The sequence below is a fragment of the Paraburkholderia graminis genome, from assembly GCF_003330785.1.
GTDB classification, from domain to species: domain Bacteria; phylum Pseudomonadota; class Gammaproteobacteria; order Burkholderiales; family Burkholderiaceae; genus Paraburkholderia; species Paraburkholderia graminis.
On the sequence record NZ_CP024934.1, the window covers coordinates 1976973 to 1998863 of the forward strand.

The 21891-nt window shown below is 62.8% G+C and carries 15 protein-coding genes; 10 read left to right on the plus strand and 5 right to left on the minus strand.

What is annotated here, in order from left to right:
- Positions 1-28 precede the first annotated feature (28 nt).
- Positions 29-1126 (minus strand): acyltransferase family protein, encoded by a 1098-nt coding sequence (locus CUJ91_RS08830; protein WP_114156123.1) that lies wholly within the window; start codon positions 1124-1126, stop codon positions 29-31.
- A 709-nt stretch (positions 1127-1835) separates the two neighbouring features.
- On the opposite strand from CUJ91_RS08830, the gene CUJ91_RS08835 reads away from it, so the two are divergent.
- Genes CUJ91_RS08835 through CUJ91_RS08845 form a run of 3 tightly spaced genes read left to right on the plus strand, consistent with a single transcriptional unit; the run spans position 1836 to position 8010 of the window.
- A complete protein-coding gene (locus CUJ91_RS08835) occupies positions 1836-4037 on the plus strand; it encodes an NHL repeat-containing protein (RefSeq protein ID WP_114156124.1) in 2202 nt (733 codons plus the stop codon).
- 35 nt (positions 4038-4072) lie between these two features.
- Positions 4073-5539 carry a flippase gene (locus CUJ91_RS08840; protein ID WP_114156125.1) on the plus strand — a complete coding sequence of 489 codons (1467 nt, stop codon included), beginning with the start codon at positions 4073-4075 and terminating at the stop codon, positions 5537-5539.
- Positions 5536-8010, plus strand: coding sequence for a glycosyltransferase family 4 protein (locus tag CUJ91_RS08845; protein ID WP_114156126.1), 2475 nt, complete (start codon positions 5536-5538; stop codon positions 8008-8010). Before CUJ91_RS08840 ends, CUJ91_RS08845 begins: the two co-directional genes overlap by 4 nt.
- A 118-nt stretch (positions 8011-8128) precedes the next feature.
- Here CUJ91_RS08845 and CUJ91_RS08850 read toward each other — a convergent pair whose 3' ends face one another.
- Positions 8129-9364: an acyltransferase family protein gene (locus CUJ91_RS08850; RefSeq protein WP_029968437.1), complete on the minus strand. Its 1236-nt coding sequence runs from the start codon at positions 9362-9364 to the stop codon at positions 8129-8131.
- 235 nt (positions 9365-9599) lie between these two features.
- Here CUJ91_RS08850 and CUJ91_RS34335 point away from each other — a divergent pair, with 235 nt between their 5' ends.
- On the plus strand, positions 9600-9755 hold the full coding sequence (locus tag CUJ91_RS34335; RefSeq protein WP_006049008.1) for a hypothetical protein: 156 nt from the start codon (positions 9600-9602) through the stop codon (positions 9753-9755).
- A gap of 286 nt (positions 9756-10041) precedes the next feature.
- Positions 10042-10956 carry a UTP--glucose-1-phosphate uridylyltransferase GalU gene (gene galU / locus CUJ91_RS08855; RefSeq protein ID WP_114156702.1) on the plus strand — a complete coding sequence of 305 codons (915 nt, stop codon included), beginning with the start codon at positions 10042-10044 and terminating at the stop codon, positions 10954-10956.
- 180 nt (positions 10957-11136) lie between these two features.
- On the opposite strand, the gene CUJ91_RS08860 is transcribed toward galU, so the two are convergent.
- Together CUJ91_RS08860 and CUJ91_RS08865 are read right to left on the minus strand one after the other, a co-directional pair.
- Positions 11137-13314, minus strand: coding sequence for a malate synthase G (locus tag CUJ91_RS08860; RefSeq protein ID WP_114156703.1), 2178 nt, complete (start codon positions 13312-13314; stop codon positions 11137-11139).
- A 160-nt stretch (positions 13315-13474) separates the two neighbouring features.
- Positions 13475-13879, minus strand: a complete 405-nt coding sequence (locus CUJ91_RS08865; RefSeq protein ID WP_006049011.1) for a GlcG/HbpS family heme-binding protein — start codon at positions 13877-13879, stop codon at positions 13475-13477.
- Positions 13880-14167: 288 nt separating this feature from the next.
- Between CUJ91_RS08865 and CUJ91_RS08870 the strand changes: the two genes are divergently transcribed.
- The gene (locus CUJ91_RS08870; protein WP_114156127.1) at positions 14168-15049 is read left to right on the plus strand and encodes an MOSC domain-containing protein; all 882 of its coding nucleotides are present in this window, start codon (positions 14168-14170) and stop codon (positions 15047-15049) included.
- 36 nt (positions 15050-15085) lie between these two features.
- Here the strand turns inward: CUJ91_RS08870 and cobA are convergent, their stop codons facing one another.
- Positions 15086-15865 (minus strand): uroporphyrinogen-III C-methyltransferase, encoded by a 780-nt coding sequence (cobA, locus tag CUJ91_RS08875; RefSeq protein WP_114156128.1) that lies wholly within the window; start codon positions 15863-15865, stop codon positions 15086-15088.
- Between the two features lie 784 nt (positions 15866-16649).
- On the opposite strand from cobA, the gene nirB reads away from it, so the two are divergent.
- The 4 genes from nirB (at position 16650) to CUJ91_RS08900 (ending at position 21854) form a co-directional block, all read left to right on the plus strand.
- A complete protein-coding gene (gene nirB / locus CUJ91_RS08885; protein WP_114156130.1) occupies positions 16650-19190 on the plus strand; it encodes a nitrite reductase large subunit NirB in 2541 nt (846 codons plus the stop codon).
- 33 nt (positions 19191-19223) lie between these two features.
- Complete coding sequence (nirD, locus tag CUJ91_RS08890; protein ID WP_114156131.1) at positions 19224-19577, plus strand: nitrite reductase small subunit NirD; 354 nt, start codon at positions 19224-19226, stop codon at positions 19575-19577.
- Positions 19578-19726: 149 nt separating this feature from the next.
- Entirely contained in the window at positions 19727-21094 is a 1368-nt protein-coding gene (locus CUJ91_RS08895) for an MFS transporter (protein WP_006049016.1), read from the plus strand.
- A 37-nt stretch (positions 21095-21131) separates the two neighbouring features.
- The gene (locus CUJ91_RS08900; RefSeq protein ID WP_114156132.1) at positions 21132-21854 is read left to right on the plus strand and encodes a type IV pili methyl-accepting chemotaxis transducer N-terminal domain-containing protein; all 723 of its coding nucleotides are present in this window, start codon (positions 21132-21134) and stop codon (positions 21852-21854) included.
- The last annotated feature ends 37 nt before the right edge of the window (positions 21855-21891 follow it).

The window sequence follows — 21891 nt, forward strand, 5'->3', positions numbered from 1 at the left end:
CACTTCATGTGCCACCTCATGTGCCACTTCATGCGCGGCCGTGCGGTGCTTGCGGCGCGGCGCGCGGCACACTCGCACCCGCACCGGCCGTTGCGTGCGAACTGCCGCGCGAGCCGAAAATCAGCCGCTTCTCGAACGCGAACCATGTGACGCTTGCATAGGCGAGGGTGATCGCGAGCGCAAGCGTAGCGGTCACATAGCGGCTCATGTTCAGCGGCCACAACGCATACAGCACGCTCAGGTGAATCAGATAGATCGTGTAGCTGATGGTGCCGATGTACACCAGCACCGGATTGCACAACAGCCGTTTGACGATGCCCCGGCTTTGCAGGGCGATGACCACGACGGACGTGCAAAGCACCAACGAAATGCTGTAAAGCCCCGCGTTCGACAGCGGCGTATTGGCCGCGCGAAAACGCGGAAAATGCAGATGCAGCCACGCGAGCGCCGCGAGTGCGGCAATCACGCCGAGCACTGCGAGGCCCTTGAACGGTTCGAGCGCGTCACGATCGCGGCGCACGGCGACCGCGAGCAGCGCGCCCGCCGCAAGCAAATCCATGCGAAAGGGCGTCAGGTAATAGATCGGCCAGAACGAATCGAACCACGGCGTGGCCACCGCGCGCAGCACCGGCACGAGCAGGATCAGCGCGGCCGCGACCCATGCGAGCACGCGCTCGGGCACGAGCAGAATCACGAACGGCCACACAATATAGAACTGCTCTTCGACGGCAAGCGACCACAGCACGTTCAGGCTGTCGTGTCCGCTCTGGTTGAGTGCATCGCCGATGTTGGTCGCGAAGAACGCATACCACTGCCAGTGCTGCGCCCAACCGAAGCCGAACAGGATCGACGACACCACCATCAGCAGCAGATACGGCGGCAGAATGCGCCGCGCGCGGCGTGCATAAAAATAGCCGAAGTACGACTGCCCGCGCGCCTTGCGTTCGAGCAGGATGCCGGTGATCAGAAAGCCGCTCAGCACGAAGAACAGATCGACGCCCATCCACAGCGGCGCTTTCAATGCGTGCTGCGCGAACACCGCGAGCACGGCGATCGCACGCAAGCCGTCGAGCTGCACGATGCGGCGTGAATGAGAAGGCGCTATGGGCAGGGCGCTAGCAGTCATGAACCGTCCATGGTGTGAAGCGGATAAAGCCGCGAGAAGCCGCAAGGCATTGCGAAAGACGCGTCGCGCCGATAACGGCCGCGATCCGGAGCGCAATCGGAATGCAATCCGGCTGCAATCGATTCTAGGCAAAAGAAAATCGCGAAAAAACGCGAATGAAATGGATAAGTGAATCAGATTGCAACAGGGTGTTTCGTTATCCATTTGAAGGCGGTTTTCATGCTTGTCTTGTACCCGGAGCCCGAGTCCGAGTTCATGCGTGAATTCGCCGGATCGGTGAAGCGGAGTCGGTAAAACATGGGCTCATGCATCCGCAAGCGTGCTCCTTATACAGCATGGCACGGCCAAATTTTCTTTTAATCCATTTTTAAATCGATTTCTTTATCCCGGTATAAAGCCGGGAATATTTTTGAATTATTTTTGATTTTCGTCGCCGACTTTTGTACGCGTAATGTGAACCGTGCGGATTGGGCGGCCAAGGACGGCGCGTGCGCCGAGCACCGCATTTCGACGTGGCTTATGCGGCCTGCGTGGCATAGGCGAACGTTCGCGCTTCGTCTTTCATCGGCAACTTGCGGCGCATGCCGTCACCTTCATTGAATGCCTGTGTGTGCGGATAGCAGCGTACGTCTGTGAGGCTCGCGCGCGCTCGCCTATCGGCCTCATCGGTTTTTTAAAGCATCGATCCGTATCGACTGGAGGACATACCTTGCTACGCTGCACGTTCAAACGCCGTCTCGCGATATTCGCGTGCGCTGCCGGGCTGGCCGCTCTATCGGCCGGCTCGATCGCGCGTGCCGAAACGGCGTTGAACGCTAAGACGTCGTGGATCGGCAATACGTTCGGCTTCGGCGACGGCACCTGGACGCAAATCAACATCACGGCAATTGCCGTCGCGCCCGACGGCAAGGTCTACACCAATGCGCCGTGGGACGAAAGCGGTGCCGAGGCGAGCGTCTATCAGAACGGCAAGATGCTCGGCTTCGCAGGCGGCACGCACGGCTGGGGCAACAGCGGCGGCAATGCAATCGCGATCAATCGCAAGTACGCGTTTGTCGCAATTGCAGTCGGCAACGAAAAAGGCCGGCTCGTACAGCCGGGCGTGTGGCCGGAAAAGGGCAAGCAGTGGTTCGGTATCTCGCGCCGGCAGATCGCCGATCCGAAACGCGCCGCACCGTTTCAGCCTGCGGCGAAAAGCGCCGATCCGCATGCGCAGCTCGCAGCCGGCTTCCTGATGATGAACGAAGTGCCGACCGGCACGAGCGCCGAAATCGGCGGACTCGCGGCGAGCGAAACGACGCTCTACGCGGCGAACACCGCGCGTGATCGCATCGAGGTGTACGACGCGGAATCGATGCAACAGAAGACCACGTGGAGCGTGCACGAACCGGGCCGCCTCGCGCTTGCGCCGGACGGCACGCTATGGGTGCTGAGCGGCACGCGCAACGATCGCGCGCCGCATGTCGAGCACTACACGTCGAGCGGAAAACGCATCGACGAGAACTTAGAACTGCCCGCCGATACGCTCGCGGTCGACGTCGCCGTCGATGCAACAGGCCGTGTGCTGATCGCCGATAACGGCCCACGTCAGCAGGTGCTGTTCTTCAGCAAGAAGGAAGGGCGCTACGAAGAGAGCGGTTCGCTCGGCGAGCGCGGCGGCATTTTTAGCGGCGTCGCCGGAAGGCCGGGACCGCGGCGTTTTAACGGACTCACCGGTGTGGGCGTGGATGCGCGCGGCAATGTGTACGTGTCGACCAACGGCATCGGTCCGCGCTATGAGCCGATCGGCGCGGGCCTCGGCGCGACGCTCGAAAGCTACGCGTCCGACGGCAAACAGAACTGGCTCGTTCAGGGACTGCTTTTCGTCGACGGCGCGTGGATAGATCCGTCGCGACCGGACAGCGTTTATACCGGCAACAAACGCTTCGAACTCGACCTCTCGAAACCCGCGGGGCAGGACTGGAAATATGTCGGATTCCTGTCCAACCGATTCAAGTATCCCGATGATCCGGTCTTTCACACCGACCAGTATCCGGGCCTGCCGATTGCCCGCAAGCTGAAGGGCCGCACGTTTCTGTATCTGACGGACATGTATGCGGATCATCTGAAGATCTATCGCTTCGATCCGCAACACGATGGCGAGACGGCGATTCCGTCGGGCTTTATCGCGGGCCGCGAGCGTGCGGTCGCGAAGGTGCCGAACGCGCCGCCGGGCGGCGACTGGATCTGGCGCGACGCAAACGGCGACGGCAAATTCAATTCCGACGAGTTCGCGCTCAACACGACCGGCACCAAGCTCGCGGGTGGCTGGGGCTGGTGGGTCGACAGCGCCGGCGACATCTGGCGCACACGCGATACGAAGGGCATTTATCGCTTCCGCTTCGGTGGCATCGATGCGAAAGGCAACCCCGTCTATTCGTATTCCGACCTCACGCAATACCCGGTGCCGCAACCGTTCGCCGAGCTGCATCGCGCGATTTACGAACCCGACACCGACACGCTGTACGTAACAGGTTATACGCCGGACACGCCGGCCGACCGCGGCTTCTGGAAGGAAGTGGGCCGCGTGCTCGTGCGCTACGACAAGTGGTCGAGCGGCAAGCCGGTGCAGCGCTATTCGATCACGCTCCCCTGGCAGACGCAGAGCAAACCCATCGCGACGATCATCGGGCTCACGGTCGAAGGGCAGTACATCTTCGGCGTCGAACCCGTGGGCGCCGTGCACGTGTGGGACAAGGACAACGGCCGCGAGGTCGGCGTGATTCGGCCGGGCCCCGAAGTAGGCCGCGCGTCGGGCTGGGTCGACGTGCCCAACGGCATCAGCGCGGCGAAGCGAAGCAACGGCGAGTACCTCGTGTTCGTCGAAGAAGACGCGCGCGGCAAGGTGCTCATGTACCGCTGGAAACCGTGACGAATTACCAATCGCAGTCGAACCCAGGGCATCCGATGGACAAAGGCATTCTCAAGAACGTAGCGATCAATTTCTTCGGCCTCGTGCTGCCGACTTTCGTCTCGCTCGTGACCGTGCCGTCGTATATCAAACTGCTGGGCGTCGAGCGCTATGGCGTGATCAGTCTCGTGTGGACGCTGATCGGCTACTTCGGCATTCTCGATCTCGGCATGAGCATGGCCGCGCAGAATCACATTTCGAAAGCGCGCGCATCGGGCGACAAGGACGAAAGCGCGCGCGTGTTCTGGAGCGCGACGTGGCTCAATCTCGCGACCGGTGTAATCGGCGGACTGATTATTTATTTCGGCGCGTTTCTGTACACGGCGTATTTCACGAAGGTATCGCCGGAACTGCAGCACGAGGTCTACATGGCGTTGCCGTGGCTCGCGGTGGCGATTCCGCTGGCCAATGTCTCGTGGGTATTCGCAGGCGCGATCAACGGCGCGGAACGCTTCGGCGTCTACAACACGAATCAGACGATCGGCACTTTCCTGTTCCAGCTCCTGCCGCTCGGCGCGGCGCTGTGGCTCGGCGCGAATTTGCAGAACGTGCTCGCGGCCGCGGTATTCGCACGCATACTTGCCGCGATCCTGCTCGGCCGTTCGGCGCTAAAAGTGCTTGAAATACGCAGTATTCTGCCGCCGCAGCTCGGCGTGGCGAAGGGGCTTTTCAACTTCGGCGGCTGGATGCTGATTGCGAGCGTCACCAACATGATCGCCGAATCGCTCGACCGCGTGATGCTCGGCACTAGTCTCGGCGCGCGCTTCGTCACGTATTACACGGTGCCGCAAAACCTCGTCACGCGTTTGAACATCGTGCCGACCGCGATGGTGCGCACGCTGTTTCCAAGGCTCTCCGCTGTGGGCCGCGCGGACGCCGACACGATCACGCAGCAATCGCTTGAATTTCTCAACGGCGTGTTCACGCCTGTCGCGCTGATCGCGATGCTCGTGCTCGAACCGTTTTTGCATCTATGGGTGGGCAATGAGATTGCGACCGTCGCGGCGCCGGTGGGACGCATCATGATCGTCGCCGTCTGGCTCGTCGGCCAGGCGAACGTGACGCGCATCCTGATCCAGTCGCAGGTCAATCCGGCCACGGCCGCACACGTCGGTCTCTTCGAATTGCCCTTGTTTGCAGGGGCTTTGTGGTTCGGCATCGCGCATTTCGGACTGACCGGCGCGGCGATCGCGGTGGCCGGCCGCGCACTCTTTGACTACGTCGTGCTGCTGCGGCTCTCCGCAATCCGCGCGCGGCAGATCGCGCTCGACATGCTCGCTCACCTCGTTTTCCTGCTGGCGAGCCTCTGGCTCTCCGGCTTCCTGCCCGGCCTCGCGATGGCGATTGTCGCCGGCGCGCTGATGGTCGGCGCGAACATCGCGTGGTCCATCACGATGACTCCCGCATTGCGCGATCTAGCGCGTTCACTGCTGTTGCGACTGAATCCGAGGAAAAGCGCATGAACCACGAAGTCCTTGAAGAAGCCGTGCTGCAACCGCCGACGCGCAGCGCATTGGCCGAACTGACCACGGCTCCCGCTATAGGCACGCCTTCGCGCGCCGCATCGCGCGACAATAAAACCGTGCGCGTCGCGATCGTGCACGACTGGCTCGTCACCTATGCAGGCGCGGAGAAGGTGCTGGAACAGATCGTCGCGTGCTTTCCGGAGGCGGACCTGTTCAGCCTCGTCGATTTTCTCGACGACCGCAGCTTCCTGCGCGGCAAGCCCGTGACCACCTCGTTTATCCAGAAGCTGCCGCTCGCACGCACGAAGTACCGCACCTATCTGCCGCTGATGCCGCTCGCCATCGAGCAACTCGATGTGTCCGCGTACGACGTCGTGATCTCTAGCAGCCACGCGGTGGCGAAGGGCATTCTCACCGGGCCCGACCAGGTGCATATCAGCTACGTGCATTCGCCGATTCGTTATGCGTGGGATTTGCAGCATCAGTACTTGCAGCAGTCGAAATTGACGAGCGGCCTGAAGTCCGCGATGGCGCGGCTGATTCTGCATTACATCCGCAACTGGGACATCCGCACGGCGAATTCCGTGGATGGCTTTATCGCGAACTCGGAGTTCATCGCGCGGCGCATCAAGAAGGTTTATCAGCGCGATGCGCAAGTGATCTTTCCGCCCGTCGACGTGGATGCTTTCACGCTGTGCACGGAGAAGGACGACTTCTATCTGACCGCTTCGCGCATGGTGCCGTACAAGAAGATCGATCTGATCGTCGAGGCATTCGCGCGTATGCCCGAGCGCAAGCTCGTCGTGATCGGCGACGGTCCCGAGATGCAGAAGATCCGCGCGAAGGCCGGCGCGAATGTCGAGATCATGGGCTATCAGCCGTTCGAGGTGCTCAAGGACCGGATGAGCCGCGCGAAGGCGTTCGTGTTCGCCGCAGAAGAAGACTTCGGCATTTCGGTGGTGGAGGCGCAGGCGTGCGGGACGCCGGTGATCGCATACGGCAAGGGCGGGGCGCTCGAAACCGTGCGCGACGTGGCCGAGCCGCGCGCGACCGGCATGTTCTTCGACGAGCAAAGCGCGGACGCGATCATTGCCGCTGTCGAGCGTTTCGACGCACACGTCAAGCGTTTTTCGCCGCTGGATTGCCGCGCGAACGCCGAGCGTTTCTCCGCGGCCAATTTCCGCGAGCGCCTCTTCGCCCATGTGCGCGCTGCTGTCCCCGCGCTGCGCAACGCGACGCTGCCGCCGTACATGCCGTATGTGCCAGAGCGCGCCGGGCCTACGGCGAACGCGCCGCGCATTCTCGCGGTCGATCAAAGCGGCGTGCTGGGCGGCGCCGAACTGTCGTTGCTCGAAATCGTCAAGGCGCTGCGTTCGCGCATCGAGGTCGTGCTGTTCGACGACGGCCCGTTCCGCACCGCACTCGACAAAGCGGGCGTGAGCGTCGAGGTGCTCGACGCCGGCGCGCTGCGCAACGTGCGTAAGCAGGGCGGCTCGCTCCCGAAGGGCGCGGCGCTGAAGGGTTTGTTGTCGCTCGTTCGGGCGACGGCCAAACGCGCGCGCAATGCGCAGGTGATCTATGCGAACACGCAGCGCGCGATGGTGATCGGCGCGGTCGCGGGCAAGCTCGCGAGGCGGCCGGTGGTTTGGCATCTGCGCGACATCGTGAGTCCCGAGCATTTCGGCGGCAAGCAGCTTGCGATCATCAAGTGGTGCGCGCGCCTCGGCCTTAGCCATGTGATCGCGAATTCGGCGGCATCGGCGCGTGCCTTTGCCGAACTCACGCAGTTCGACGACAAGCGTATCGACGTCGTATTCAACGGCATTTCCGCAGCCCCGTTCGACGCGTTGCGCGACGTGCCGCAAGCGACGCTGCGCGAGCGCCTGAACCTGCCGCAGGATGCGTTTCTGGTCGGCTCGTTCAGCCGGCTCGCGCGCTGGAAAGGCCAGCATGTGCTGCTCGAAGCGATGGTCCTCAATCCGCACATGCACGCGGTGCTGGTCGGCGCGCCGCTCTTCGGCGAGGATCAGTACGAGATCGAACTGCATGCGTTCGTCGCGGCGAACAAGCTCGGTGGCCGCGTGCATTTCCTCGGCTTTCAGCACGATATTCCGGCGTGCATGTGTGCCGTCGATGCGGTCGTGCATACGTCGATCACGCCCGAGCCGTTCGGCCGCGTGATCGTCGAAGGCATGCTCGCGCAGCGGCCCGTGGTGGCCGCACGCGCGGGCGGCGTGCTGGAGATCGTCGACGACTACGAGAACGGCGTGCTGTGTACGCCAGGCGATGCGCATGCGCTGGCCGACGCGTTGGCCGAACTGCGCTCGAATGCGGAACTGCGCGAGAGGCTCGTTAAAAACGGCTACAGGACGGCGCTGAGCCGTTTCGGCACGGAAGCGTATGTCGAGAGCGTCGAGCGGATTCTGAGGCGTGTGGCGGCGTCGGCGAAGAAGTCTGCGGATGCGTGAAGCTTGAGGAAGGGACGGCGCTCGCGATTTTGAGCGCCGCTTGCGTGAAAGAAAGAAAGCGGAGCACGAGTCAGCGACGAACTCGCCGGCGTTGCTCCGTTTTTTTTAATCAGGAACGTTACAGCGCGCTTTTCGTTTTCGGTTTGAAACTGGCCGACCACTTCATCGCCGGCAATTCGACGAGACGATAGAACACATACGCGGCAGGCACCGCGACGAGCATATAGCCGAACGACGGCCAGATCGACATCTGCAACGACGAGCGGAACAGCAGCGACGAGAGCAGCACGAAGATCGGCAGATGAATCAGATACAGCGAGAAGCTGAAGTCGCCGAAGCGCGACAGCAGCCGCAGGCCCCAACCGGCGCGGCCGCTGCCGTTGCCCTTATTGCGGTCGTTGGGTTCCAACGCCTTGTACAGATAGAACGCGAAGCCGATCGCCCACAACTGGAACGCACCGTACTGACCGAAATGAAACGCCGCGCAGCCGAGCGCGATGCAGGCCGCCGCGAGCGCGTAAAGCCACCGCGACGAACGCGTTTGCAACACGCTGTGCGCCTTCGCGTCGGCGATCCATGCGCCGAGCGTCCACGAAAACCAGTATGACGTGAAGAACTGAATGTCGTGCCGCTCGAGCGCATAAGCCGACACGACATTGACCACGCCGACTATCGCGAGCACCGACGTCATGCCAATGCGCCGGCGCAGTGCGAACAGCAGCGGATAGATCGCATAGAACTGCACTTCGAGCGAGAGGGTCCACAGCGCGCCGTTCGATCCATACGTCTTGCCGGCCACGCCTTGCAGCGAAAACAGATTGACGAGAAATGCCTCGAGGCCGATCTCGCGAATCTTGTGGCTCACAGGTGGCAATTGCAGACTGAACCAGTCGAGTGCGAACGTCAGCAGCAATGCCGCGAGCAGCACCGGATAGATGCGCGCAAAGCGGCGCGCCCAGAAGTTCGCCGCGCCGAGCCGGTAAGCGGGATTGGCGGCGAGCCGCAATGCGGCGCTGCGATGAATGCAGTAGCCGCTGATCACGAAGAAAATCGGCACGCCGGCCGAGCCCCACGCAATCGGAAAGGTCAGATAGGCGGCAATCGTATTCAGGCTGAATGAATGACCGGCGTTCTGGTGAAAGGCCTGCATGCCGACCCATTCGATCTGCCGGCAATGGAAGTACGCGACGAGCAGCGCGGCGAAGCCTCGCATTGCGTCGATCACATGTTCCTTGCCGGCGCTGTCGGCGCGCGCGTCGCTTTGCGCGCGCGGCGCGGCGGGTTTTGCCGCGGGTTTTGACGTAGGAGACAGGGGCAGGGATGAGCCGGCGGCATCCAGTGCTGAGTCGCTCATGCGCGGTCCTTTATTCGAAGTGGTGCAATGCGGATTCGCGCGATGCGCGCGCGGTGCATCACATGCTAGTGCACCGCGCGCACCAAAAATGGATAAAAAAATCGGCCATATTCTCCATTAAAAAGGCCATTTTGTGACGAATTGTAATTACACATGACGAGCCGTATCGAATAATTATTTATCCGTTTTGTCATGCTACTTTGAAGCACGGATTCTCCTGATGAGAGGTGAAGTCATGAACCTGCATTTGCTGGCCGGCATCGCCGTGCTGCTGATCCTCGTCGCCGCCTCCGCCTACCGGGAAGCGCTGCGCAATGAGCCGATCCGCCGTTTTCGCATCAATCCGGGCAAGCTGCCGCAACTCGACGAAAACGAAGAAGCCCGTTCGTAAAGCCGGCCGCGGCACGCCTCGTTGCGCACGGACTCGCGCGCGCGGCGCGAGAAAATCCACGAGTAAATTTTTCGCAACTGCTTAAAAATAATTCGATTTTGCAATGTAATTGTTGCCTGTCTTGCGCATTACACGCCGCTCCAATGGATGCAAACCGGTTTTATTAAGCATTGTTTGAGAAATTTCACGCGTGATCTCGCGTGGCTTTTTTGTTAGCCTTTCCGGCGACGTCGAGCGGCCGCCATGCCCGCGACACCAATTTCTAACCGATCTGGGAATGCCTACCATGCTGAAAGTCACCAAAGCCGTGTTTCCCGTAGCGGGCCTCGGGACACGATTCCTGCCGGCTACCAAGGCAAGTCCGAAGGAAATGCTGCCTATTGTCGACAAGCCGCTGATTCAGTACGCTGTCGATGAAGCGATTGCTGCCGGCATCACCGAAATGATCTTTGTCACGGGCCGCAGCAAGCGCGCTATCGAAGATCATTTCGACAAGTCGTATGAGATCGAGGCCGAGCTCGAAGCGCGCAACAAGCAGAAGCTGCTCGATCTCGTGCGCAGCATCAAGCCCGCTAATGTCGACTGTTTTTACGTTCGCCAGGCCGAAGCGCTCGGTCTCGGTCATGCAGTGCTGTGCGCGGAAAAGCTGGTCGGTCAGAGCCCGTTCGCGGTGATTCTCGCGGACGACCTGCTGCATAGCTCGAAGCCGGTCATGAGCCAGCTTGTCGATACGTTCAATCACTATCACAGCTCGGTGATCGGCGTGGAAACCATCGCGCGTGAAGACAGCCGCTCATACGGTGTGGTCGACGGCCGCGAGTGGGAAGACAACGTGATCAAGCTCTCGGGCATCGTCGAGAAGCCCGCGCCGGACAAGGCGCCGTCGAACCTCGGCGTAGTGGGCCGCTACGTGCTGATGCCGACCATCTTCAAGCATATTCGCGCGCTGAAGCCCGGCGCGGGCGGCGAATTGCAGTTGACCGATGCCGTGCAGTCGCTGCTCACCGAAGAGCAGGTGCTCGCCTATCGCTACTTCGGCACGCGTTTCGATTGCGGCAGCAAGCTCGGCTATCTGAAGGCGACGGTGGAGTTCGCGCTGCGTCATCCGGAAGTGAAAGACGAGTTTGGAGCCTATTTGCAGGCTTATTTGCAGGCGAACGCGCACGGCGTGCCGCCGGAGTACACGGCTGAAGCGGCCTGATTGGGGCGGCGGTCGCAACGCTCGCTACGGTCTGCGATCGCTGCGGTCCACACGTAAATCACGCAGAAAGCGCGCAATACATCGCGCGCATTGAAATCGGGCGCCTCGCAGCAACGAGGCGCCCGTCTTTTTTGCGGCTGCCGCTGCTCGAACTTCAATGCTTTCGAGCAACGGCGAACCTCACGCCCGGTCCTGCTTCACTTCGAGCCGGAACTTGTGCAGCAACGGCTCGGTGTAGCCGCTCGGCTGCTGACGTCCTTCGAACACGAGCGCCTGCGCGGCCTTGAACGCAATCGTGTCGAAGCCCGGCGCCATCGGCGTGTAGAACGGATCGGCGGCATTCTGCTGATCGACCACTTTCGCCATGCGCCTGAAGGTCTCCTCGACCTGCTCGCGCGTGACCACGCCGTGATGCAGCCAGTTGGCGATGTGCTGGCTCGAGATACGCAGCGTCGCGCGATCTTCCATCAGGCCGACGTCGTGAATGTCCGGCACCTTCGAACAACCCACGCCCTGATCGATCCAACGCACCACGTAGCCGAGAATGCCTTGCGCGTTGTTGTCGAGCTCGGCGCGGATTTCATCGGCGCTCCACTTCGCCGTTTCGACGACGGGAATCGTCAGTAGGCCGTCGAGCAATTCGTCGCGCACCTTCGCGTAATCGGTGCGCTCGAGTTCCTGCTGAACCGCCTGCACGTCGATCTGGTGATAGTGCAGCGCATGCAGCGTCGCGGCCGTGGGCGAGGGCACCCACGCGGTGTTCGCGCCGGCCTTCGGATGCCCGATCTTCTGCTCGAGCATCGCGTGCATCAGATCGGGCATCGCCCACATGCCCTTGCCGATCTGCGAGCGGCCGCGCAGCCCGGCATGCAAACCGACCAGCACATTGCTGCGCTCGTACGCTGCAATCCAGGTGCTCGACTTCATATCGCCCTTGCGCATCATCGGGCCGGCTTCCATCGCGCTGTGCATCTCGTCGCCGGTGCGGTCGAGAAAGCCCGTATTGATGAACGCGACGCGCTCCGACGCCTCGCCGATACACGCCAGCAGATTGACGCTGGTGCGGCGCTCCTCGTCCATGATGCCCATCTTGATCGTGTTGCGCGGCAGCTTCAGCAAGTCTTCGACGCGCGCAAAGAGTTCGCTCGCGAACGCCACTTCAGCCGGGCCGTGCATTTTCGGCTTCACGATATAGATCGAGCCGGTGCGCGAATTGAGCCTGTTTTTGCGGTCGTGCAGCGCGCACAGCGTCGTGATGACCGCATCGAGAATGCCCTCGGGAATCTCGGCGCCGTCTTTCGTCAGCACTGCCGGATTGGTCATCAGGTGGCCGACGTTGCGGATAAAAAGCAGCGAGCGGCCATGCAGTTTGACCGGCGTTTTGCCGTCCGCGCCGACGTATTCGCGATCCGCGTTCAGACGGCGCGTGAACGTCTTGCCGTTTTTCGTGACCTCTTCGGTCAGATCGCCGTTCATCAGGCCGAGCCAGTTGCGATAGAGCTGAACCTTGTCGCTCGCATCCACGGCCGCAACGGAATCTTCACAGTCGATGATCGTGCTCACCGCCGCTTCGACCACCACGTCCTTGACATGCGCGGCGTCGGTCTTGCCAATTGAGTCGTTCGCGTCGATCTGGATTTCGAGGTGCAGACCGTTGTGCTTGAGCAGCACCGCCGAGGGCTCGCTCGCGCCGCCCTGATAGCCGATGAATTGCGCGGGCGCAGCAAGCTCGCTCGTGCCGTTTTTCAGCGCGACGACGAGCTTGCCGTTCTGCACGCTATAGCGCGTCGCGTCGGCATGCGAGCCGTTCGCGAGCGGCGCGGCTTCGTCGAGAAACTTACGGGCATAGGCGATGACCGCCGCGCCGCGCACCGGATTGAAGCTCTTCTGACGCTCCGCGCCGTTCGTATCGGGAATCGCGTCGGTGCCGTAGAGCGCGTCGTACAGGCTGCCCCAGCGCGCGTTTGCCGCGTTCAGCGCATAGCGCTGGTTCGACAACGGCACCACCAGTTGCGGGCCGGCCTGTTCGGCGATTTCAGTATCGACGTTCGCGGTCGTCGCCTTCACGCCGGCCGGCGCGGGCGCGATATAGCCGATGCCTTCCAGAAACGCACGATAAGCGCGCAAGTCGCGCACCGGGCCCGGATTCGCGCGATGCCAGTTGTCGAGTTCCGTTTGCAGGCGATCGCGCTCGGCGAGCAGCGCGCGGTTTTTGGGCGCCAGCTCGTGCACGAGGGCGTCGAAACCCGACCAGAACGCGGCGCTGTCGATTCCGGTGCCGGGCAGGGCTTCGGTTTCGACGAACTGGTCGAGATTGGCGGCGACCTGCAAGCCGCCACGCGGGTTCATCTGAGTCATCGACTGCTCCATCTGTCTGAGTGGGGCCGATGTGGGGTATCGGCCCGCGTTGGGGCTACTGCTGACAAGCTCTCTGCTGCTGTTGCTGCGTTCGGTTCGCGAATCATGCAATCACGACGGCATTCGTGACGCACGCGCCATGCTCACAACGTTGCCGACATCAGACGCCGAGCGCCTGAATGCCGGCCTTCGCGATCTGCGCATCCTGGTCGGACTTTACGCCCGACACGCCGACCGCGCCGATCACCTGGCCTTCGACGATCACCGGCACGCCGCCTTCCAGCGTACCGGAGAGCGGCGCGCTGAGAAACGCGGTGCGGCCATTGTTGATCATGTCCTCGTAAACCTTGGTTTCGCGACGGCCGATGGCCGCGGTGCGGGCCTTTTCGGTCGCGATATAGGCGCTCGCGGGCGCGCTGCCGTCCAGACGCAGCATGCCGAGCGGATGGCCGCCGTCGTCGGACACGACGATCGCGACGGCCCACCGGTTCTTCTCGGCTTCGGCACGCGCGGCTTCGAGGATGCGGGTCGTTTCGGCGATGGTCAGTACGGGTTTGCTCAGCATAATCAGGTTCCTGTCTCGTTCATGGTAGGGAGGCTTTGTGCCACTTCTTCCGGCTCGTGCGCATGTTCATGCTTGCCGCGGGTATCAAACGGGGCTATCAAACGGGGCAATAAAGCGCGGGCCGCGTCGACAGCCATGCTGCGTGCCAAGCTTTGGGATTTTACTTCCACGAGCGGCGGGAGGAAACGGCCGCCGTCCCAAGCTTGCGGCTCGAAAGGAACAAGCGGCGCGATTTGCCGATTTACAATCGCCCAAGTGCCTCATAAAAACCAGCGAGAACCCCACATCATGCCGACCATCAGCGAGCTATTTGTCTATCCGATCAAATCCTGCGCGGGCATTGCGCTGAATGAAGCGCGTCTGCTGGCCACGGGGCTCGAATACGATCGTTACTGGATGGCCGTCGATTCAAACGGCGAGATGCTCACGCAGCGCGCGTATCCGCGCATGGCGCTCATCAAGGTGGAGATTGCGGATCATGAACTCGTGATCCGCGCGCCCGGCATGAGCGAGTTGCGCACGCCGCTCGACGCCGCGCAACTCGGCGCTGCGAACAAATTAACTACGAAGGTATGGCGCGACGCGGCTTACGGACTCGACACCGGCGACGAATGCGCCGCCTGGTTCACCGCGTTTCTCGGCATGCCGGTGCGGCTGCTGCGCTTCGATCCCGAGCGCGAGCGCATTGTCGATCCCACCTACACGCAGAGCGTGGGCGGCGCCACGACTTATTTCGCCGATGGCTTTCCGTTGCTCGTGATCGGCCAGGCTTCGCTCGACGATCTGAACACGCGTCTGAACGCGAAAGGCGCGCCGTCGATTCCGATCGACCGGTTTCGTCCGAACATCGTGCTGAACGGGCTCGATGCGTATGAGGAAGATTATGTGGAGACGCTCGGCATCGACGGCGCGCAAACCTCGGGGCCGCGCGTCGAGCTGCGCCTTGTGAAGCCATGCTCGCGCTGTCCGATGCCGACCATCGACCAGGCGAAGGGCGAGCGCGATCCCGAATGGCCGAACGAACCGACCGACACGATGAGCGCCTATCGCGCGAATCCGCAGAGGAACGGCGCGGTCACGTTCGGCAACAACGCGGTCGTCGCGAGCGGGGCGGGCACGTGGCTGCGCGTGGGGCAGACGGTCGAAGCGGAGTTGGGCTTCGACGATTAGCTGGGTTTTGCAGCGCGGCCGCGCGCGTGACGTGCGTCACGCAGCCCGAGCACGCGCCGATTCATCGTGCGATGCCGCGTCTTGCACCCACATCGCTTCCACACTTTCGCCGATCGCATCGCCCACCAGGATCACGGCGGGACTGCCGAAGCCCGCGTCGGCAGCATCGGCGGCGAGACGATCGAGGCGCGTCATCAAGCGCCGTTCATTCGCGCTGCCGGCCCACTGCACGACCGCTGCGGGCGTCTCGGCGGGCAGGCTCGCGAGCAACGCGGCGGCGAGGCTCTCGATCCGCCGCATGCCCATATAGATCGCGAGCGTGGTGCGCGTCGCGGCGAGCGCGGCCCAATCGGGTTCGCCGTGATCCTCTTTGTGCGCGGTGACGAAGGTCACGCCATGACAATGACGGCGATGCGTGAGCGAAATGCCGAGGCCCGTCGCGGCAGCGAAGCCCGATGAAATGCCGTTCACGATCTCGACCGGAATGCCGGCCTCGCGCAGGCTCGCGAGTTCTTCTCCCGCGCGGCCGAACAGCAGCGCTTCGCCGCCTTTCACGCGCACCACATGCAAGCCCTTCTGCGCGTAACGCCGCATCAGGCGCTCGATAAAAGCCTGCGGCGTCGAGCGGCAGCCGCCGCGTTTGCCGACGCGAATCACGCGCGCTTGCGGCGCGAGCGACACGATCTCGGGATTCGCCAGGTCGTCGAGCAGCACGACGTCGGCGGCGGCGAGCGCTTTCGCGGCCCGCAGCGTGAGCAGATCGAGTTCGCCTGGGCCGGCGCTCAATAACGTGACCTTGCCGGAGTTCGTGTTCATCGCGATGTCCTTTTGATTCTCTGGTGGCCGGCGGCTTTGGTGTGCCTCGTGTGCCGCCGGCGCAAAAACAAAAACGGCGTCCTCTCGCGATGATCACGAGGGGACGCCGTTGTCCGATGCTGCTGCGTTGCTTGCTGTGTTGCTGACTTGTTCGATGCGTCGCGAGGCACTGCGTTGTGTCTCGCGCGATGGTCGCGTGTTGCGCTCTGGCTGCGTTGCCGGAGTCGAACGTCGAACGCGACGCGCATCGTGTTTATGCAAGGAGCAGGCCAACGGAGCGCTTGCGCGGTAACGGCATGCGTATTCGTTCGACGCAAAGCGCCGATGACTCGCGCGCCGACGCTCGCGCTCCCGCATTCGAGTCGCCGTTGCACGCTTGAAAAAGCCGGGTAGGGAGCGCGCTTCCCGCGCCGCCGATCCACGCACGTTTCGCACGCACACAGTGCTGCGTCGCACCATCGCTGTGCTGACGTGCATCGAAATACGTCGCGCGTCGAGTCCTTCATACGATGCCGCGATTCCTCGCAAAACCACGCGCTGCAAGGCTCACGAGCCTATAAAACCCCATTGGCACAGCCCTTGCATTTAACGGTCCCATCGGATCAACGACGATCCGCCGTGAGCGCACACAAAGCGCTCGCCGCAGCACCCAGGTCAGGACAACGGCGTCCCCCGAATTCAGTCATCGACTGGGTTCGCGGGACGCCGTTTTTATTTCCGGCGCCGCTTTGCCGATGACGGCAGCGCGGCAGCCGATGCCCAGCACATTGAGGAAACCGCGGTCATGAAAATCATCGTTATCGGTCACGGGATGGTCGGTCACAAACTGGTCGAGTGTCTGGCGCAAGACGCCGCGCACGGCCTCGACATCACCGTGCTGTGCGAAGAACCGCGTCCCGCGTACGACCGCGTGCACCTGTCCGAATTCTTCGCGGGCAAGTCCGCAGACGACCTCTCGCTTGTCGAGCCCGGCTTTTTCGAGCGCGAGAACGTGCTGCTCAAACTCAACGCGAAGGCCGTGTCGATCGATCGCGACGCGCACACGGTCGCGCTTTCCAGTGGCGAGACGCTTGCCTACGACAAGCTCGTGATGGCCACCGGTTCGTCGCCGTTCGTGCCGCCCGTGGCAGGCCGCGAGCGCCGCGATTGCTTCGTCTACCGAACTATCGAGGATCTCGAAGCGATGCAGGAATGCGGCGCGCGCTCGAAGACGGGCACCGTCGTCGGCGGCGGGCTGCTCGGTCTCGAATGCGCGAAGGCGCTGCGCGACATGGGCCTGCAAACGCATGTGGTCGAGTTCGCGCCGCGCCTGATGGCCGTGCAGGTCGACGAAGGCGGCGGCCGCGTGCTGCGCGCGAAGATCGAGGAACTCGGCGTGACGGTCCACACGCAGAAGAACACCACGGCAATCGTCGACGGCGAAGCGGGCACGCACCGCATACAGTTCGCCGACGGCTCGCATCTGGACACCGACATGATCGTGTTCTCCGCGGGCATCCGTCCGCGCGACGAACTGGCGCGCGCATGCGGCCTCGAAGTCGGCGCGCGTGGCGGCATTTCCATCGACGCGGCGTGCCGCACGAGCGATCCCGACATCTACGCAATCGGCGAATGTGCCGCATGGAACGGCATGGTGTACGGCCTCGTCGCGCCGGGCTACGACATGGCGCGCGTGGCCGCGAAACATCTGCTCGGCGACGACGCGGCCTTCGCGGGCGCCGACATGAGCACGAAACTGAAGCTGATGGGCGTGGACGTCGCGAGCATCGGCGATGCGCACGGCACGACGCCGGGCAGCCGCGCGTACCAGTTCAGCGACGAGCGCAAGCAGGTCTACAAGAAGCTGGTCGTCTCCGAATGCGGCAAGCAGTTGCTGGGCGCGGTCATGGTCGGCGACGCGAGCGAATACGGCACGCTGCTGCAGATGATGCTCAACGGTATCGAGCTGCCCGAGTCGCCCGAATTCCTGATCCTGCCGCCAAGCGACGGCGCCGCGAAACCGGGCCTCGGCGTCGACGCGTTGCCCGACACGGCGCAGATCTGTTCGTGCAACAACGTGTCGAAGGCCGAACTGTGCGCCGCCGTTTGCGCGGGCGCGACCGACATCGGCGCATTGAAATGCGCGACCACCGCGGGCACGTCGTGCGGCGGTTGCGTGCCGCTCGTCACGCAGGTGATGAAGGCCGAGATGAAGAAGCAGGGCCTCGCCGTGAACAATCATGTGTGCGAGCACTTTGCATATTCGCGCCAGGAGCTCTATCACATCGTGCGAGTGGAAGGCGTGCGCAGCTTCGGCGAACTGCTGTCACGGCACGGCCACGGTCTGGGCTGCGACATCTGCAAGCCGGTGGTGGCGAGCATTCTCGCGTCGTGCTGGAACGAATTCGTGCTGAAGAAAGAGCACGCGTCGTTGCAGGACACCAACGACTACTACCTCGCGAACATTCAGCGCGACGGCACCTATTCGGTGGTGCCGCGCATGCCGGGCGGCGAAGTGACGCCGGACGGGCTGATCGCCGTCGCGCAGGTCGCGAAGAAATACGGCCTCTACACGAAGATCACGGGCGGCCAGCGCGTGGACCTGTTCGGCGCGCGCGTCGAGCAGTTGCCGCTGATCTGGGAAGAGCTGATCGCAGCCGGCTTCGAATCGGGGCATGCGTACGGCAAATCGCTGCGCACGGTGAAGTCGTGCGTCGGCTCGACGTGGTGCCGTTATGGCGTCGGCGATTCGGTCGGGCTCGCGGTCGAACTCGAGAACCGCTACAAGGGCTTGCGCACGCCGCACAAGATCAAGTTCGGCGTGTCGGGCTGCACCCGCGAATGCGCGGAAGCGCAGGGCAAGGACGTCGGCGTGATCGCGACCGAGAAGGGCTGGAATCTCTATGTGTGCGGCAACGGCGGGATGAAGCCGCGGCATGCGGAACTGATCGCGTCGGACCTCGATCGCGAGACGCTCGTGCGCTACATCGACCGTTTCCTGATGTTCTATGTACGCACCGCCGACCGTCTGCAACGCACCAGCGTGTGGCGCGAAAGCCTGGAAGGCGGGCTTCAGTATCTGATCGACGTGGTCGTACACGACAAGCTCGACGTCGCCACGGAACTCGAAGCGGACATGCAGCGCGTGGTCGACACGTACGAATGCGAGTGGAAGAAAGCGGTCACCGATCCGGAGACGCGCAAGCGCTTCCGTCACTTTGTCAACAGCGATCAGGCCGACAGCACTGTGACGTTCGTTCAGGAGCGCGGACAGATTCGCCCGGCCACGCCGGAGGAACGTCAGTCGAAGCTCGCTGCGATTCCTGTCGTAGTCGAAACCGTTTGATTTTTAGCGTCATCGAAAATGAGGAGCTCCGCCATGAGTAACGACCGCTTGCCGCAAACCTGGACCCCTGTTTGCACGCTCGACGACATCGTTCCGAACACGGGCGTCTGCGCGCTCGTCAAAGGCGAACAGGTCGCCGTATTTCACGTGAACACGGACCAAGATCAGGCCGCGGTGTACGCGATCGAAAACTTCGATCCGGGCTCGCGCGCGGCCGTGCTTTCGCGCGGGCTGATCGGCAGTCTCGGCGAGCGCGTCGTGGTGGCTTCGCCGATCTACAAGCATCACTTCGATCTGCGCACCGGCGAGTGCCTCGAAACGCCCGCGCATTCCGTCAGCGCATTTCCCGCGCGCGTCGAAAACGGCCAGGTGTGGGTCGCCGTTTGAGCCGGTACGTTTCACCGCTGCATAAGAACGGCCCGCATGGCACAGACGTTGCATTGACAGCGCGGGGTCCAAACAGAGTGATCATTCCGGTGCGCGGCGAAGCATACGGCCAGCCGGGTGATCGAAAATCAGTTTAATGAGGATGTCTGATGAAAAACGTGATGAGCTCGCTTAAGAGCGGCGATTGGCGCGCGCTGGTGGCGTGTTTCCTTTATTTCGACACGGGCTTTACCGTGTGGGTGCTGTATGGCCCGCTCGCGCCGTTCATCAGCAAAAGCATTTCGATGACGCCGGCGCAGCAGGGCCTGCTCGTCGCGGTGCCCGTGCTCTCCGCGGCGATCCTGCGCGTGACGCTCGGCAACCTCTATCAGTCGGCGCACGGCAAGCGCATTGCGCTGCTCGGCGTGCTGCTCTCGGCGGTGCCGACCATCGTGTTGCCGGTGCTGCCGTTCGTTCCGTCGTACACGCTGCTGCTCGTGCTCGGCGTGTTTCTCGGCGTGGGCGGTGCGAGCTTCGCAGTCGCGTTGCCGATGGCCGGCAGCAACTATCCGCCGAAAGTGCAGGGCCTCGTGCTGGGGCTTGCCGCTGCGGGCAACATCGGCGCCGTGCTCGACGGCTTCCTGTTTCCGCAGCTCGCCACGCACTACGGCTGGCAGGTCGCAACCGGCGGCGCATTGCCGCTGCTCGCGATCGCCGCGATCACGCTGTACTTCTGGGCCAACGATTCCGGCGTGAAGACAGGCAGCGTGCTGCGTGCCTTCGGCGGTTTCGCGGTGACGCTCGTCGGTCTGATCGTGCTCGTGCTGCTCGTCGAAGCGGGCATCTTCGGTTCGGGCAAGACCGGCGTGCTGCTGTTGCCGGTGATCGGCGCGCTGCTCGCGATTGCGGTGCTGCCCAAGCGCTATCGCTCGGTGCTCGCGGAGCGCGATACGTGGGTCATCATGCTCGTGTACAGCATCACGTTCGGCGGTTTCGTCGGCATGTCCTCGTATGTTTCGCTGCTGCTCACCAACCTCTATCAGCTCTCGAAGATCGACGCGGGTCTCTTCATGGCCTTGCTCGCCGCAACCGGCGCGCTGGTGCGTCCGCTCGGCGGCCTGATCGCCGACAAGGTGTCCGGCGTGCGCGCGCTGACGGTGCTGCTCGCGACGATTTCGCTGTGCGACCTTGTGTTCGCGGCAGTCATGCCTTCGCTCGCAGGCGGCATCGCGCTGCTGGTGTGCCTGTACCTGGCGTTCGGACTCGGCAATGGTGCAACTTTCCAGCTCGTGCCGCATCGCTGGGCTGGCCGCACGGGCTTGATGTCGGGCATCGTCGGCGCGGCGGGCGGGATTGGCGGCTTCTATCTGCCGGTCGTGATGGGTATCGCTAAGGAAAGCACCGGTTCGTATCAGATGGGCTTTGCGACCTTCGGCGCGCTGGCCGCCTGCGCGTTCCTCGCGATCGTCGCGCTGCGCCGTCCGTGGATGGCGTGGTCGATGCAATCTGCCGGCATGCACGCGCATGCTACGGAGTGATGCGGCGCTTTGATCTGAACCTTCACAAACAAATAGCGTGAGCACGATAGAACGGATTCAGACAGTGCGGGCCGACGCAGCGCAAACCGACGTGTCCAGCGAAGTGTTGAGCTCGTTGATCAACATCGCTGGGCGTCAACGGATGCTCTCGCAGCGCATCGTCTTCAAGGCGATGCTCGCGCTGCGTCAAAGCGACGGCGCGCTCGCGATCGCGCGAGACACGCTGCGCACCTTCGCGGACAGCCACGCGGCGCTCGTGCAAGGCCGCGACGGTCTGCCGGGGCTCTTTTCACCGGCGTTGCGCGAGGCCTTTCACGGGATGGGCAATGACAAAGACAAGGGCAACGGCAACGGACACGTCGCGAAGAAAATCGCCGACTTCATCGCAGTGGCGTCGGCCGCGCTCGACGCGATAGGACGCGACTCGGCACGCGACTCGGCACGCGCCGAAGACGCCGTGCAGGCGTTGATCGCGTGCGCCGATCCGTTGCTGAACGACCTGCATGGCATCACGGCGGTCTACGAACAGGAGAGCCGGCGCATTGCCCGCTTGCAGAAAAAAGAGCAGCAGCAATTGATCGAACGAATCAAGTCGATCGCGAAGGAAGCGCATATCGTGTCCTTCAACGGTCAGATCGTGGCGAGCCGCACCAATGTGACCGGTCGCGAGTTCGCGGTCGTTGCGGGCGTGATGACTTCGGTCACGAAGGAACTCGAGTCCGTGGTGAGCGCCTTCGTGAAGAAGACAGCGTCCGCCTGATCCGCGCGCCGAGGTCTGCCCACCCGATGCTATCCCG